Annotated in this window: 8 protein-coding genes, 2 tRNA genes and 1 rRNA gene; 4 read left to right on the top strand and 7 right to left on the bottom strand. The window is 63.3% G+C overall.

What is annotated here, in order from left to right; genetic code table 11:
* Positions 1-22 precede the first annotated feature (22 nt).
* The 3 genes from G8O24_RS13625 to G8O24_RS13615 form a co-directional block, all read right to left on the bottom strand.
* Positions 23-98 (bottom strand) — tRNA-Ala (locus G8O24_RS13625).
* A 33-nt stretch (positions 99-131) separates the two neighbouring features.
* Positions 132-208 (bottom strand) — tRNA-Ile (locus G8O24_RS13620).
* A 187-nt stretch (positions 209-395) separates the two neighbouring features.
* Positions 396-1,882: ribosomal RNA gene (locus tag G8O24_RS13615) — 16S ribosomal RNA — on the bottom strand.
* A 1,006-nt stretch (positions 1,883-2,888) separates the two neighbouring features.
* Between G8O24_RS13615 and G8O24_RS13610 the strand changes: the two genes are divergently transcribed.
* Complete coding sequence (locus G8O24_RS13610; protein ID WP_188099993.1) at positions 2,889-4,952, top strand: M23 family metallopeptidase; 2,064 nt, start codon at positions 2,889-2,891, stop codon at positions 4,950-4,952.
* Positions 4,953-5,108: 156 nt separating this feature from the next.
* On the top strand, positions 5,109-6,728 hold the full coding sequence (locus G8O24_RS13605; RefSeq protein ID WP_188099991.1) for an NHL repeat-containing protein: 1,620 nt from the start codon (positions 5,109-5,111) through the stop codon (positions 6,726-6,728).
* 95 nt (positions 6,729-6,823) lie between these two features.
* Here the strand turns inward: G8O24_RS13605 and clpB are convergent, their stop codons facing one another.
* On the bottom strand, positions 6,824-9,463 hold the full coding sequence (clpB, locus tag G8O24_RS13600) for an ATP-dependent chaperone ClpB (protein ID WP_188099989.1): 2,640 nt from the start codon (positions 9,461-9,463) through the stop codon (positions 6,824-6,826).
* Positions 9,464-9,704: 241 nt separating this feature from the next.
* Here clpB and G8O24_RS13595 point away from each other — a divergent pair, with 241 nt between their 5' ends.
* The gene (locus tag G8O24_RS13595; protein ID WP_188099987.1) at positions 9,705-10,493 is read left to right on the top strand and encodes an MOSC domain-containing protein; all 789 of its coding nucleotides are present in this window, start codon (positions 9,705-9,707) and stop codon (positions 10,491-10,493) included.
* A 129-nt stretch (positions 10,494-10,622) separates the two neighbouring features.
* Here G8O24_RS13595 and G8O24_RS13590 read toward each other — a convergent pair whose 3' ends face one another.
* Positions 10,623-11,273 carry an NlpC/P60 family protein gene (locus tag G8O24_RS13590; protein WP_188099985.1) on the bottom strand — a complete coding sequence of 217 codons (651 nt, stop codon included), beginning with the start codon at positions 11,271-11,273 and terminating at the stop codon, positions 10,623-10,625.
* A 215-nt stretch (positions 11,274-11,488) separates the two neighbouring features.
* Here G8O24_RS13590 and G8O24_RS13585 point away from each other — a divergent pair, with 215 nt between their 5' ends.
* The gene (locus tag G8O24_RS13585) at positions 11,489-12,352 is read left to right on the top strand and encodes an alpha/beta fold hydrolase (protein WP_188099983.1); all 864 of its coding nucleotides are present in this window, start codon (positions 11,489-11,491) and stop codon (positions 12,350-12,352) included.
* Between the two features lie 128 nt (positions 12,353-12,480).
* Here G8O24_RS13585 and metW read toward each other — a convergent pair whose 3' ends face one another.
* Together metW and metX are read right to left on the bottom strand one after the other, a co-directional pair.
* Complete coding sequence (gene metW, locus G8O24_RS13580) at positions 12,481-13,143, bottom strand: methionine biosynthesis protein MetW (protein WP_188099981.1); 663 nt, start codon at positions 13,141-13,143, stop codon at positions 12,481-12,483.
* A 15-nt stretch (positions 13,144-13,158) separates the two neighbouring features.
* Positions 13,159-14,361, bottom strand: coding sequence for a homoserine O-acetyltransferase MetX (metX, locus tag G8O24_RS13575; RefSeq protein WP_188099979.1), 1,203 nt, complete (start codon positions 14,359-14,361; stop codon positions 13,159-13,161).
* Positions 14,362-14,447: the final 86 nt, after the last annotated feature.

The following is a 14,447-nucleotide window of genomic DNA, read 5'->3' as shown; positions in this document are numbered from 1 at the left end:
CGACCTCGGTGATCAAACCATCTGGTGGAGCCAGACGGGATCGAACCGACGACCTCATGCTTGCAAAGCACGCGCTCTCCCAGCTGAGCTATGGCCCCGTAACCAGAAGACGAATGCTCTTTTGATGAGTGTGGTGGGCCTGGGAAGACTTGAACTTCCGACCTCACGCTTATCAAGCGCGCGCTCTAACCAACTGAGCTACAAGCCCCTAACGCATATCCCGTTAAGGACCCCGGATCCTGCTGCGTGCAGGCCCAGCGCGTGTTCGTCCGCGAAGAAAGAGAAACGTAGACGGCGAAATCCCGCCAATGGAGCTCAACGATCTGGCGATCTGTTGGCCCCTGATGTTTCTAAAACAGCTCGATAGAAGCAAGCTTCTGAAGAGCCATCCTTAGAAAGGAGGTGATCCAGCCGCAGGTTCCCCTACGGCTACCTTGTTACGACTTCACCCCAGTCGCTGACCCTACCGTGGCCGGCTGCCTCCTTGCGGTTAGCGCACCGTCTTCAGGTAAAACCAACTCCCATGGTGTGACGGGCGGTGTGTACAAGGCCCGGGAACGTATTCACCGTGGCGTGCTGATCCACGATTACTAGCGATTCCAACTTCATGGGCTCGAGTTGCAGAGCCCAATCCGAACTGAGACAGCTTTTTGAGATTTGCGAAGGGTCGCCCCTTAGCATCCCATTGTCACCGCCATTGTAGCACGTGTGTAGCCCAGCCCGTAAGGGCCATGAGGACTTGACGTCATCCCCACCTTCCTCGCGGCTTATCACCGGCAGTCTCCTTAGAGTGCTCAACTAAATGGTAGCAACTAAGGACGGGGGTTGCGCTCGTTGCGGGACTTAACCCAACATCTCACGACACGAGCTGACGACAGCCATGCAGCACCTGTGTTCCAGGCTCCGAAGAGAGGGTCACATCTCTGCGACCGGTCCTAGACATGTCAAGGGCTGGTAAGGTTCTGCGCGTTGCGTCGAATTAAACCACATGCTCCACCGCTTGTGCGGGCCCCCGTCAATTCCTTTGAGTTTTAATCTTGCGACCGTACTCCCCAGGCGGAATGCTTAAAGCGTTAGCTGCGCCACTAGTGAGTAAACCCACTAACGGCTGGCATTCATCGTTTACGGCGTGGACTACCAGGGTATCTAATCCTGTTTGCTCCCCACGCTTTCGTGCCTCAGCGTCAGTACCGGGCCAGTGAGCCGCCTTCGCCACTGGTGTTCTTGCGAATATCTACGAATTTCACCTCTACACTCGCAGTTCCACTCACCTCTCCCGGACTCAAGATCTTCAGTATCAAAGGCAGTTCTGGAGTTGAGCTCCAGGATTTCACCCCTGACTTAAAAACCCGCCTACGCACCCTTTACGCCCAGTGATTCCGAGCAACGCTAGCCCCCTTCGTATTACCGCGGCTGCTGGCACGAAGTTAGCCGGGGCTTATTCTTGCGGTACCGTCATTATCTTCCCGCACAAAAGAGCTTTACAACCCTAGGGCCTTCATCACTCACGCGGCATGGCTGGATCAGGGTTGCCCCCATTGTCCAATATTCCCCACTGCTGCCTCCCGTAGGAGTTTGGGCCGTGTCTCAGTCCCAATGTGGCTGATCATCCTCTCAGACCAGCTACTGATCGTCGCCTTGGTAGGCCATTACCCTACCAACTAGCTAATCAGACGCGGGCCGATCTTTCGGCGATAAATCTTTCCCCGTAAGGGCTTATCCGGTATTAGCACAAGTTTCCCTGTGTTGTTCCGAACCAAAAGGTACGTTCCCACGCGTTACTCACCCGTCTGCCGCTGACGTATTGCTACGCCCGCTCGACTTGCATGTGTTAAGCCTGCCGCCAGCGTTCGCTCTGAGCCAGGATCAAACTCTCAAGTTGGACTTGAACTTTGAACCGGCTGATCACAACGTTTGACGAGGTCCCACCATTGTCGACCGAAATCGACTTGCTGTCTGCGATTCACATCGCGGACAACGATGGTGTTTCCTTTGAAACGTGTACCGCCGAAGTCTTTCGTCCTCTCTCAGTACTCAAAAGCCGAAGCTCTTAAGTGGTCCGAGAGGCGCAAGGACTCCGCCGTCCACGTTTCTCTTTCTTCATCTTCACTTGTCAAACAGCCCGGGACCGTGGAGGCCCCAACCTTCCGGAGTGGAAGGGTTCCGACACCCTTACCGACGTCGAATGACTCCAACCGATTGCGTCGGCTGTTGTGTCACTCAACAAGGTGAGGAGCATCAGTGGCGCGTTCGCTCGCCTTGGTCAGTGACCCGGCGGCGCCGCGCTCAGTGGTTGGGGTTATAGGCCCCGCCTTCCGGGCTGTCAACGCCAATCGTCAACAAATCGTCGCACAGTGGACTAGCCCGAAAAATATAGCGATTCCAGACTATTAGGCGAACGAAAGGCCCGCCAAGCGACGCCGCTCGGTAAAAATTCTGAAAAAAAGTTTGTGCCTCAGCGCCGTCCCGAGGGGCCTGGAAGAGGCTCCCGAGGGAAGCCAGGAGCGGCCTCGGGCGCCCTGCCTAAGGTCCCTGCGCCGGGCCGTTCAGGAAACTTTTTCCATGTCAGACGCCGCACTAGAGCCACAATCCCGCGGCGTTCTGGTATGACACAAGCTTGAATCGCAGGGATGCCAGTGGGGGCTGCCGGCGATTTTCATGGGGTTCAGAGAAGGCGATCTGACGATGACGCGGCCTTCTTCGGACGTTCGAGAGACATCGAGAGACCTTCACCTGCGCAGCTGTTCGTAATTTCGGCCGGGCCTCATTCGGGGCCTTCTGAGCGCGAGCACCTGTGCGATAAGGCTTTCTCCGCGATGCCCCTGCAAGAGGGCGACCGGGGAGAGCTCGAAGCGAAGGTCTTTGGGTCGTTGATTGGGGGACTTGGGTTGAACCAGAGGACGTCACGCGGCGCTTACGGGCGTGAGACCGGGATCATCGATCTCGGCCACGAGCCGCCGCTGTCCGTCGATGGTTCCGAGGCCGCCGTCATCGATCGCCGCAAAGTCTCGGTGCAATGGTTCAGCGGCACAATTCTGACCGGACTCTGCGGCGCAGCCCTGATCGGCGGCGCCGTTTTCGCTTCCCTCGACGGCGAAATGACCTTCGCCAAGGTGCCGGAGCGAGTCGAGGGCGCGCTGCGCGGCGCGTTTGGCGCGGCCGATCGCACGGCGACGCTGCACAAGAGCGACCGCCTGCCGCCGCCGAATGATTCCACCGCCTCGCGCAACATCGTGCGCGTCTCGACGGTCGCCCGCGTCGGCAACCGCGACGTGATGCGGGTGCGACCGTTCATCCGGATCTCCGGCAATCTGTCGATGACGACCAGCGAGCTGTCGGCGAAGATTCCGCCCTTCAATGCGCAGCGTATGCTGACCGACGTCGGCTCCGATCCGAAGACCGCGACCGACGATCCGAACAATCCTGAGGCCGTCGAGCCCGATGCCGAGGTCTCCTTCGTCACCAAGGATCTCTCGCCGGTGCTGCCGAAGGCCAAGATTTCCGCGGTGGTGGCGCTCGACGACATCCTGATGCGCGTGCGCGATGCCGCCAATTGGCGTGGCAATGGCGGCGTGCGCTACGCTTCCCTCGCCAATGCCGCCGCCGACGTCTCCGGCGCGACCGGCCCCTCCGACATGAAGATGGCCTATGCCACCGAAGCGTCGCCATCCGATCCCTATGCCGGTTTCGAGACCCGCGTGGTGCCGGAAAACGTCACGCTGCTGCCGAAGACCAAGGAGCAGATCACCGGTGGCAATCCCAACGGCGAACGCGTCCATCTGGTCAAGAAGGGCGACAGCGTCGGCTCCGTGCTGCGCGATCTCGGCGCGACGGCCGAGGAGATCAAGGCGATCACCGCGACCCTCGGCCCCCGCGGCCGCGACGGCGGCCTGAAGGAAGGCGAGAAGCTCCGCATCCTGATGGCGCCCGCCAGCCCCGGCGCAAGGCTGCAGCCCTACCGCGTCGTCGTCGCCAACGATACCATGGTCGAGGCGATCGCCGCGCTCTCCGATCTCGGCAAATACGTCGCGGTCGACGTCTCCAGCATGAACACCGTCGCGGACGCCGCGGCCAACGCCAACAGCGAAGACGATGACGACGATGACGGCAGCGGCGTACGGCTCTACCAGAGCATCTACGAGACCGCGATGCGCAACAAAGTGCCGATGCCTGTCATCGACGACATGATCAAGATCTACTCCTACGACGTCGACTTCCAGCGCAAGGTCGCGCCAGGCGACTCGTTCGACGTGTTCTATGCCGGCGAAGACGAGGGCACGGCCGCCTCGGATAAAAGCGAGGTGCTGTTCGCCTCGCTCACGGTCGGCGGCGAGACCAAGAAATACTACCGCTACCAGAGCCCCGACGACGGCGTCGTCGACTACTATGACGAGACCGGCAAGAGCGCGAAGAAGTTCCTGGTCCGCAAGCCCGTCAACAGCGCCATCATGCGCTCCGGCTTCGGCGGCCGCCGCCATCCGATCCTCGGCTACGTGAAGATGCACACCGGCGTCGACTGGGCCACCGCCTACGGCACGCCGATCTTCGCCGCCGGCAACGGCGTGATCGAGAAGGCGCAGCTCGAAGGCGGCTACGGCAAATACGTCCGCATCAAGCACAACAACGGCTACGAGACCGCCTACGGCCATATGTCGGCCTTCGCCAAGGGCATGGAGCCCGGCAAGAAGGTGCGGCAGGGCCAGGTGATCGGCTTCGTCGGCTCGACCGGCCAGTCGACCGGCCCGCATGTGCACTACGAAATCCTCGTCAACGGCCGCTTCGTCGACCCGATGCGCGTGAAGCTGCCGCGCGGCCGTTCGCTGGAAGGCTCAATGCTCGCGAGCTTCGAGAAGGAGCGCGACCGTCTCGACGGCATGATGAGCGGCCGCGGCGGCGCCATTGCCCGCATGTCGGATGCGGCAGGCGGGCCGCTCCAGGTCAGCAACCGCTGATTGGATCACCGGTCGACATCGACCGGACATCTCCGGAAAAACACGATCCAAAATGATGTCGTCGCGCGATATTATTTTGCCGCGCCACAATTTCAAGTTTCGTTTGCCAAAGCGGCATGACGGGCGAATACTTCCCGAAAAATGGGAGGACTCGCCATGAAGACCAGGCTCGCCTGCGCAGCCTTCGCTGCTGCGATTTTCGCAACCACAGGCGTATTTGCCGATGGCTGGGAGGTCACCAGGCTGGTCCCGGGCTCCGCCTTCCACGGCGTGCACGGGCTTGGAATCGACAGGGGCGGCCACCTGTTTGCGGGCAGCGTCGCCGGTGCGGCGCTCTACGAGGTCGATATCGCCGGCGGTACCGCGAAGGTTGCGGTCCCCTCCCCGGTGGGCATGGCCGACGACATCGCCTTCGCGCCCGACGGCACCATGGCCTGGACCGGTTTCCTGACCGGCGATCTCTATGCGCGCAAGGGTGACGGTCCGATCAGGAAGCTCGCATCCGGCCTTCCCGGCATCAATTCGCTCGCCTTCCGCAAGGATGGCCGGCTCTATGCCACCACTGTTTTCCTTGGCGACACGCTCTACGAAATCGACGTCGAGGGCGTCAAACCGCCGCGTCAGATCATGGAGAAGATGGGCGGTCTCAACGGCTTCGAATTCGGTCCCGACGACAAGCTGTACGGTCCGCTCTGGTTCAAGGGGCAGGTTGCCAAGGTCGACGTCGACAAGGCCGAGCTGACGGTCGTCGCCGACGGCTTCAAGGTCCCGGCCGCGGTGAACTTCGATTCCAAAGGCAATCTTTGGGTGGTCGACACCGCGCTTGGCCAGCTCGTCCGGGTCGATCCGAAGTCCGGCACCAAGGCCATGGTCGCGCAATTGAAGCCGTCGCTGGACAATCTCGCCATCGACGACCAGGACCGCATCTACGTCTCCAACATGGCCGACAACGGCATCCAGCAGGTCGATCCGGCGACCGGCGCGGCGAAGCAGATCATCATCGGCAGGCTCGCTTTGCCCGGCGGCATCGGCGTCACCTCGGAGAACGGCAAGGATACGATCCACGTCGCCGACGTGTTTGCCTATCGCACGGTGGACGGCGCGACCGGCGAGGTCACCGAGAAGGCGCGCATGCATGCCGACGGCGTCACGCTCGAATATCCGATGAGCGCAACGGCGATGGGCAACGACGTGATCCTGTCGAGCTGGTTCACCGGCACGGTGCAGGTGATCGACGGCAAGACCGGCGCCACCCGCGACATGCTGCACGGCTTCAAGGCGCCGCATGATGCGATCGTGCTCGGCGACGGCAGCATTCTGGTGGCCGAGCTCGGCACCCAATCGCTGGTCCGCGTCAGCGGCGAGCATGGCAAGGACCGTACCACGATGATCGGCGGCCTCGAGGGCCCGGTCGGGCTCGTCCGCGGATCGGGCGACGAGGTCTACGTCACCGAAGCCTTTGCCGGCACCGTCTCCAGGATCGACAGGAACGGCGAAAAGAGCGTGCTCGCCAAGGATCTGAAAATGCCCGAAGGCCTTGCGCGCGCAAGCGACGGCCGATTGATCGTGGCGGAGGTGGGCGCCAAACGGCTGATCGAGATCGCGCCCGACAGCGGCAACGTCACCGAGATTGCGGCCAATCTTCCGATCGGCCTCGTTGGCGCGCCAGGCGGCCTGCCGACCAATATTCCGACCGGCGTCGCGATCGGTGCCACTGGCACCATCTATTTCTCCTCCGACATCGAGAATGCGATCTACAAGGTGGTGAAGAAGTAGGACCACGCTCGGCCGAATGGCCGACGAGACAAAAAAATCGCCCCGGAGAGACGATCCTCTCCGGGGCGATTTCATTTGGCGTTGCGGATCGCCGCTCAGTTCAGCTTGCGCTTCGAGACCGGCGCCTCGAACGGCGTGATCTCCGCGGTCTGCGGCGCCTTGCCGTTGAAGGTCAGCACGTTGCCCTCGGACGAGATCGCAACCGTGTCGCCATCCTTGACGTCGCCGGCCAGGATCATCTCGGCGAGCGGGTCCTGCAGGTAGCGCTGGATCACCCGCTTCAAAGGCCTTGCGCCATAGGCGGGATCCCAACCCTTGGCAGCGAGCCAGTCGCGGCCCGCAGCATCGAGCGTCAGCACGATCTTGCGATCGGTCAGCAGCTTCTGCAGCCGCGCGAACTGGATCTCGACGATCCGGCCCATCTCGCTCCGCTGCAGGCGGTGGAACAGGATGATCTCGTCGACGCGGTTGAGGAACTCGGGGCGGAAATGTCCGCGCACCATGCCCATCACCTGATCGCGCACGGCCGAGGTGTCTTCGCCCTCGGGTTGATTCACCAGATATTCCGAACCGAGGTTCGAAGTCATGATGATCAACGTGTTGCGGAAATCGACGGTGCGGCCCTGGCCATCGGTCAGGCGGCCGTCATCGAGCACCTGCAACAGGACGTTGAAGACATCGGGGTGCGCCTTCTCGATCTCGTCGAACAGCACGACCTGGTAAGGCCGCCGCCGCACGGCTTCGGTCAGCGCACCGCCCTCGTCATAACCGACATAGCCCGGAGGCGCGCCGATCAGCCGCGAGACCGAGTGCTTCTCCATGTACTCGGACATGTCGAGGCGGACCATCGCGGTCTCGTCGTTGAAGAGGTACTCCGCAAGCGCCTTCGTCAGTTCGGTCTTGCCGACGCCGGTGGGGCCCAGGAACATGAACGAGCCGGTCGGCCGGTGCGGGTCCTGCAGGCCCGCGCGCGAACGGCGCACGGCGGTTGCCACCGCACGCACGGCCTCGGCCTGGCCGACGACGCGCTTGCCGAGTTGCTCCTCCATCTTCAGGAGCTTCTCTTTCTCGCCTTCCAGCATCTTGTCGACGGGCACGCCGGTCCAGCGCGAGACCACCTGCGCGATGTGGTTGGCGGTGACAGCCTCCTCCATCATCTCGCCGGAGCCTTCGCGCGCCTCGATGTCGGCGAGCTGCTTCTCCAGCTGCGGGATCCGGCCATAGGCCAGCTCGCCCGCCTTCTGGAACTCGCCGCGACGCTGCGCGTCGGCGAGATCGACGCGCAGGGCATCGAGCTCCGACTTCAGCTTCTGGGCGTTGGAGAGCTTGTTCTTCTCCGCGCTCCAGCGCGCCGTCAGCGCCGCAGACTTCTCCTCGAGCTCGGCGAGCTCCTTCTGGAGCGACTCCAGACGTGACTTGGAGCCGAGATCGCTTTCCTTCTTGAGCGCCTCCTGCTCGATCTTGAGCCGGATGATCTCACGGTCGAGCGAATCCAGCTCTTCCGGCTTGGAATCGACCTGCATCTTCAGCCGCGCCGCGGCCTCGTCCATGAGGTCGATCGCCTTGTCGGGCAGGAAGCGGTCGGTGATGTAGCGGTTGGACAAGGTCGTCGCCGCGACCAGCGCGGAATCGGTGATCCGCACGCCGTGATGCTGCTCGTACTTGTCCTTCAGCCCGCGCAGGATCGAGATCGTGTCCTCGACCGAGGGCTCGCTGACGAAGATCGGCTGGAAGCGCCGCGCCAGTGCCGCGTCCTTCTCGACGTGCTTCTGATACTCGTCGAGCGTGGTCGCACCGATGCAGTGCAGCTCGCCGCGGGCGAGCGCCGGCTTGAGCAGGTTGGAGGCGTCCATCGCGCCGTCGCCCTTGCCGGCGCCGATCAGCGTGTGCATCTCGTCGATGAACAGGATGAAGGTGCCTTCGCTGCCGGTCACTTCCTGGAGCACGGCCTTCAGCCGCTCCTCGAACTCGCCGCGGTATTTTGCACCCGCAATCAGCGCGCCGAGGTCGAGCGAGAGCAGCTTCTTGTCCTTCAGGCTCTCGGGCACATCGCCATTGACGATGCGCAGCGCGAGGCCTTCGGCGATGGCGGTCTTGCCGACGCCGGGCTCGCCGATCAGGACGGGATTGTTCTTGGTCCGGCGCGACAGCACCTGGATGGTGCGGCGGATCTCCTCGTCGCGGCCGATGACCGGATCGAGCTTGCCGTCGCGCGCAGCCTGGGTCAGGTCGCGGGCATATTTCTTCAGCGCATCATAGGCGTTCTCGGCCGTGGCGCTATCGGCGGTACGGCCCTTGCGCAGCGCCTCGATCGCGGCATTGAGATTTTGCGCCGTGACACCGCCCTTGGCGAGGATCGTGCCGGCCTCGCTGGTCTTCTCCAGCGTGAGGCCGAGCAACAGGCGCTCGACGGTGACGAAGCTGTCGCCAGCCTTCTCGCCAGCCTTTTCGGCAGCATCGAAGGTGCGCGCAAGCTCTGGCGCCAGATAGATCTGGCCGGCACCGCCGCCAGAAACTTTCGGCACCTTGTTAAGCGCGTCCTCGGTTGCCTTCAGGATTGCGCGGGAATTACCGCCGGCGCGGTCGATCAGGCCGGAAGCCAGCCCCTCATTGTCGTCCAACAGGACTTTCAGGAGATGCAGGGTGGAAAACTGCTGGTGCCCCTCGCGCATCGCAAGCGACTGCGCGGACTGGATGAAGCCCCTGGAGCGTTCGGTGTACTTCTCGATGTTCATAGCTTTTCTTTCCCTCGGCCTGCCCATGGGGCCCTTCAAGGCACCCCACACGGCATCTTCATTGGGTTTCCGATGCCCGCGTTGACTTTCCTCAACCGGGAACGGTCGTTATCAGCCGGCGCTGGCGTCGGCCTGACCCAGATGTGGGAAGCACGCCGTCGGATCGGAAGAGGCGACTTCACAATTTCGTGCGCGAAATGGCCGGCTTGGCGCGGCCCCACAGAATCCCCTAAGTAGGCCCATGACATCAAGCCATACCGCCGCAATCACCGGCCTATACCGCTACCCGATCAAGGGCCTAACGCCGGAGCCTCTGCCCCGGGTCCATTTGCGGATCGGCCAGACCCTCCCCGCCGATCGCCGCTATGCCATCGAGAATGGTCCGAGCGGGTTCGATCCGGAGGCGCCGGAATGGAAGCCGAAAATCCAGTTCCTGATGCTGGCGCGCAATGAGCGGCTGGCCGCGCTCGACAGCCGGTTCGAGGATGCGACGGGCCGCCTGACCATCCGCAAGGACGGCCAGATCGTCGCCAGCGGCGACCTCGAGACAGCGGCCGGGCGCGCGGCGATCGAGGCCTATTTCACCGAGAATTTTCAGCCGGAGCTGAAGGGCCCGCCCAGGGTGCTGTCCGGCCGCGACCACAGCTTTTCCGACGTCGCACGCAAGGTCGTGTCCATCATCAACATCGAGAGCGTCCGCGCCATCGAGACCATGCTCGGCGGCGTTGCCGTCAATCCCTTGCGCTTTCGCGCCAATCTCTACGTGAAGGGCTGGCCAGCGTGGTCGGAGCTCGATCTCGTCGGCCAGTCACTGGCCATCGGCCAGGCCCGGCTGAAGGTGGTGAAGCGCATCGTCCGCTGTCCGGCGACGAATGTGGACCCGGTGACGGCCAAGCGCGATCTCGAGATCCCGCCGACGCTCTCGCGTCATCTCGGCCACATGGATTGCGGGATTTATGCCGAGGTGGTTGCCGACGGCGAGATCAGTGTCGGAGATGCGGTCGCGCTGGAGCAGCCGAGACTGGTGTGACAAGGGCACCGCTGCGGTAGGGTGGGCAAAGCGCAAGCGTGCCCACGCATTTTTCGCAATCGAGAGAGATGGTGGGCACGGCGCTTACGCGCCTTTGCCCACCCTACGGCACCGTCGCTGTTGTTACCTTCAATTCGGCATCACATAGGCATAGATCCGGCCGCGCGAGATCGGGGCTTCGCGAACGCGATTGCCGTTGTTGCCTGAAATCATGATCGGATTGCCCTGCGCGTCGATGCCGGTGATGATGCCGACGTGACCGCCGCGACCGCCGCGCGACATCACCGCAATGGCGCCGACCTGCGGACCCGAGACGCGCGTGCCGTAATGCGCGAACGAGTTCGCCATGTCCGAGCCGGTACCGCGGTGGCCGGTCTTCTCCAGCACCATGTTCATGAAGCGCGCGCACCACAGGCTGCCGCGCCCCGTCGGATTGCCGCCGAGATAGCGGCGCGCCTCGGAGACGAGGCCCGATCCGCCACCGAAGCCGCCGCTCATGCTCGCACCGCCGCTGCTGCCATTGGCGTTCGGATCATAGCTGGCCTGCGTGTCAGCAAAGCCGCTCGCCTGCAACTGCGCCGCGCTGCGCTCGAAGCGCGAGCCGCTCGCATGGCGGCGACCATGATGATGTCTGGCAAGATGCACGTAAGCGTGCCGCTCCGCGCTATGACGATGATGCGGCCGCGCCGAGGCCGGAGACACGAACGCAGCAAGAGCTGCGAAGAAGATCGCCAGCGCGACAACACAACGCGACAGGCGAGACGCAAACAACTCAACCATTCTTCATCCTTCGTTGACACCCCCAGTTCCCGTCGGCCCGTGCGGTGGCCGACATCCGTCGGGCCGTTAAGCCGTCCGATGTGGCGAGAAAAAGACGCGGCGACGGCGAATAGCTGCGATGATTTTGCGGCAAGGCTGGTTCGACGCTGCCGCATTGCGGACATCAGCATTAACTGCAATCCTGAAGGCGCGGCTTGAAGAGAGGGAAACGGTTAATGCCCCACGCCACGACCAGGGACGACGTCCGCATCTATTTCGAGGAAGCGGGCCAGGGAACGCCGATCATTTTTCTGCACGAGTTCGCGGCCGACTACACCAATTGGGAGCCGCAGATGCGCTACTTCTCGCGCGGCCACCGCTGCATCACCTATTCGGCGCGCGGCTACACGCCGTCCGACGTGCCTGATGGTGAGGTCTACAGCTACACGCATTTCTACACGGACGCGCTCGCCGTGCTCGATCATCTCGGCATCGCGCGCGCGCATCTCGTCGGCCTGTCGATGGGCGCCTACTCGTCGCTTCAGATCGGATTGAACGCACCGCAGCGTGCGCTGTCGATGACGCTCGCCGGCGTTGGCTCCGGCTCGGAGCTCGAAAACCTCGAGGCCTGGCGCAAGCAGTGCCGCGCCAATGCCGATCAGTTCGAGACGCTCGGCTCGGCCGACGTCGCCAAGGTCACGCGCGAGGCGCCGAGCCGGATTCCCTTCCTGGTGAAGGACCCGCGCGGCCATGCCGATTTCTACGCCGCGCTGGCGCGACACGACGCAAAAGGCTCGGCCAACACGATGCGAGGTTTTCAGGGCGGGCGCCCGTCGATCTACACGCTGACGGAGGCGATCGGGAAGGTGTCGACGCCCGCGCTGATCATCTGCGGCGACGAGGACGATCCGTGCATTGGCGCGAGCCTGTTCCTGAAGAAGCATCTGCCGGCCGCGGGCCTCGCGATGTTTCCGAAATCCGGCCACGTGCTCAATCTCGAAGAACCCGCACTGTTCAACGAGAGCGTGGAGCGGTTCGTGACACTGGTGGAAGCGGGACGATGGCCGGTGCGCGATCCGCGGTCGCTGGCGGGGCATTGAGGCACCGCCGTCGCCACACACTCCGCAGCCGTAGCCCGGATGGAGCGCAGCGAAATCCGGGATTCCCTGCACGCGGCACGACCTGCCCCGGATTGCGCTTCGCTCCATCCGGACTACAGGCAGAGAAACTACTTCCCCTGCCCGCGGCTCAGCAGAAACACGCCCTGCTCGCCGAACAGATTCCACACCCACCAGGGCAGCCGCAGCCTTAAGGGACGGCCGTAGAGGTCGAGCGCCTCGGCGCGCTCCATCTTGACGTGGATCTCGTCGCAGAGCTCGACGAAATCCTTGATGGTGCAGAAATGGATGTTGGCGGTGTCGTACCAGCTTGCCGGGAGATTCTCCGTGCGCGGCATGTGGCCGCCGATCAGGAGCTGGAGCCGCATCCGCCAGAAGCCGAAATTCGGGAACGAGACGATGGCGCGGCGGCCGATGCGCAGCAGATTTTCCAGCACGACCTTGGGCTGCCGCGTCGCCTGCAGGGTCTGCGACAGGATCACGTAGTCGAAGGCATCGTCGGGATAGTTGACGAGGTCGGTGTCGGCGTCGCCCTGCACCACCGCGAGGCCCTTGGCGACGCAGCGGTTGACGCCCTCGCGCGACAGCTCGATGCCACGGCCGTCGATGCCACGCGTCTCCAAGAGCTGGAGCAGGTCGCCCTCGCCGCAGCCGACATCGAGCACCTTCGAGCCCGGCTTGACCATCTCGGCGACCAGCAAATGGTCGGCACGAAACGGGCCGGACTGTTCGGAGACAAGGCCGTTCAGCGGCAGCACTTCCTGTACAGACATCGCTAGCCGTCCTTGTCAGTCATTCTTGGAGGTAAGCCCGCGCGCCTTGCCGGCCGATTGCAGGAAGGCGCGCGAGATGTCGAAGAATTCAGGGACGTCGAGCAGGAAGGCGTCGTGGCCGCGATCGGTCTCGATCTCGGCGAACGACACCCGCGCGCTCGACGCGTTCAGCGCATGCACCAGCGCGCGCGATTCCGAGGTCGGGAACAGCCAGTCGCTGGTGAAGGAGACCACGCAGAAGCGCGTCTGGATCCCAGCGAACGCCTTCGCCAGCACGCCGCCATGGTCGGCGGCAATGTCGAAATAATCCATCGCGCGGGTCAGATAGAGATAGGAGTTGGCATCGAACCGCTCGACGAAGGACGAGCCCTGGTAGCGCAGATAGGACTCGACCTGGAAGTCGGCGTCGAACGAGAACGTCGGCAGCTCGCGATCCTGCATGCGGCGGCCAAACTTGCGATGCAGCGCCGCGTCCGACAGATAGGTGATGTGCGCGGCCATGCGCGCCACCGCGAGGCCGCGATGCGGATGAATGCCCTGATCGGCATAGGCGCCATTGTGCCAGTCGGGATCGGCCATCACCGCCTGGCGACCGAGCTCGTGAAACGCGATGTTCTGCGCCGAGTGCCGCGTCGCGCAGGCGATCGCCAGCGCGGAGTAGACGCGCGCAGGATACGCCGCAGTCCATTGCAGCACCTGCATGCCGCCCATCGAGCCGCCGACGACGGCGAACAGCGTGTCGATGCCGAGCCGGTCGATCAGCATCGCCTGCGCGCGCACCATGTCCGGGATGGTGATGACGGGGAAATCCAGCCCCCACACCTTGCCGGTCGCAGGATTGATCGAGGCCGGGCCGGTCGAGCCCATGCAGCCGCCGATCACGTTGGAGCAGATGATGAAGTACCTGGCAGGATCGAGCGGACGGCCGGGGCCGACCAGCGTCTCCCACCAGCCGGGCTTGCCCGTGACCGGATGCACATTGGCGACGTGCTGGTCACCGGTCAGCGCATGGCAGATCAGCACCGCATTGGAGCGATCGGCGTTGAGCTCGCCATAGGTCTTGTAGGCGATCTGGAATGGGGTGAGATCGACGCCGCAATCGAGCCGCAGCGGCTGGTCGGCGCCGAAATGTGCGACCTCCGAACTCGGATGATCGACCTCATGCGACCGATCGTCGGCACTGATCGCAGGACTGGGTACGGACTTGACGCCAACCATCTCTGACCATCGACCTCGTTTGCGATCGGACTTTCTGATCGCGACTGACATCAGGCCATGAAAAACCCGGCCTGAACGATAGGTTC

Origin of the sequence: Bradyrhizobium campsiandrae, assembly GCF_014529705.1 — a bacterium.
GTDB lineage: Bacteria > Pseudomonadota > Alphaproteobacteria > Rhizobiales > Xanthobacteraceae > Bradyrhizobium > Bradyrhizobium campsiandrae.
The sequence above is the reverse complement of the archived record's forward strand: the minus strand, read 5'-3'. Positions and strand labels throughout refer to the sequence as shown.